1 protein-coding gene is annotated in these 1,345 nt (G+C 59.0%); it reads right to left on the reverse strand.

Annotated features, from left to right (window positions below):
* The coding region (gene sbcB, locus FN633_RS14570; protein ID WP_154058953.1) for an exodeoxyribonuclease I at positions 1-1,345 on the reverse strand (1,345 nt) is incomplete at both ends.

Raw genomic sequence — 1,345 nt, forward strand, 5'->3', positions numbered from 1 at the left:
CTGGTAGAGTGCCTCCAGCTCTTCCGCCCAGGCCTGCAAAAATTCTGGAGTAAAAACGTTACGCCGATGCTGAAGCCAGCGCTGCTGTTCGTTTTCATCCAGCGTGCCAGGGAAGTTGCGCGCCCGATAGTTAAACAGCAGCTTCTCAATGCGCTTGTCGGCAAAGGTAATATCCAGCGCTGGCAGGTTTTGCGGATCGGTCGCCAGCACGATTTTCATCGCTGCACGATCGGCGTCGCTAAAGAAGCCGTTATAGAGCTGGGCGTCAACGTTATCTGACGGCACAAACGGCTCCGCTTCGGCGAAGATAGCCAGCACTTTTTCCCGCACGTCTGGGTTGTCGCGCAAAATTTGCAGGTTCGCCAGGCACGCCTGACGGTTGATACCCAGCCGGTCGGCATCTTCCGGACGCAGGGTATTCGCCTGCGCCAGCACCGGGCACTTATTGAGGTGCACCAGCTTCACCGGTACGGGGGACGCATCACCCAGATCCGCCTTAGGCGTATAAAGCCGCTCGCGCAGCGCGTCGGCGTCCAGCTCCAGCAGAGGAGACATATCCCCGGCCAGGTCGACCATGATCACCGCGTTTCGGTTTTCAGGGTGCCATGCCAGCGGCGCAACCCAGCTGGTATTGCCGCGATCGGCACCGAACATACCGGAGACGTGCACCAGCGGTTTCATCTGCGGCACGTCGATCAGCGTGGTGAGCTTCTGCTTGCTGCGGTAGGTGTAGAGATAGTGAAACAGCTTCGGCTGGCGGGCTTTAACCAGCTGCGCCATGGCAATGGTAGCGTAGACATCCGCCATCGCGTCGTGGGCGTTGCTGTGCTCGATGCCGTTGGCCTGAGTGAGATGTTCAAGGCGGAAGCTTGGCAGTCCGTCATCGTTTTCCGGCCAGTTGATGCCCTCTGGGCGCAGCGCGTAGCAGGCACGCATCACGTCCAGCAGATCCCAGCGGGAGTTACCGTGCTGCCAGCTCCAGGCGTAGGGATCGTAGAAGTTGCGGTAGAAAATGTTGCGGGTGACTTCATCATCAAAGCGAACGTTGTTATAGCCCACCACGCAAGTTTCCGGCACGGTGAAGATGTCATGGATCCGCCTCGCAAAGACAGCTTCATTGTTACCTTTTTCTCGGGCGATCTGCGGCGTAATGCCGGTGATCATCACGGCTTCCGGCTGCGGCAGATAGTCATCCGCAGGCTGGCAGTAGAACACCTCCGGCTCGCCAATCGGCGTGAAATCCTCATCGGTACGGATGGCGGCAAACTGCGCCGGTCGATCCAGCGACGGGCTGGTCCCGAAGGTCTCGTAGTCGTGGAAGAGGAAGGTGGGTCTGTCAGATGTC

The sequence above is a fragment of the Pseudescherichia vulneris genome, assembly GCF_902164725.1.
GTDB classification, from domain to species: Bacteria; Pseudomonadota; Gammaproteobacteria; order Enterobacterales; family Enterobacteriaceae; genus Pseudescherichia; species Pseudescherichia vulneris.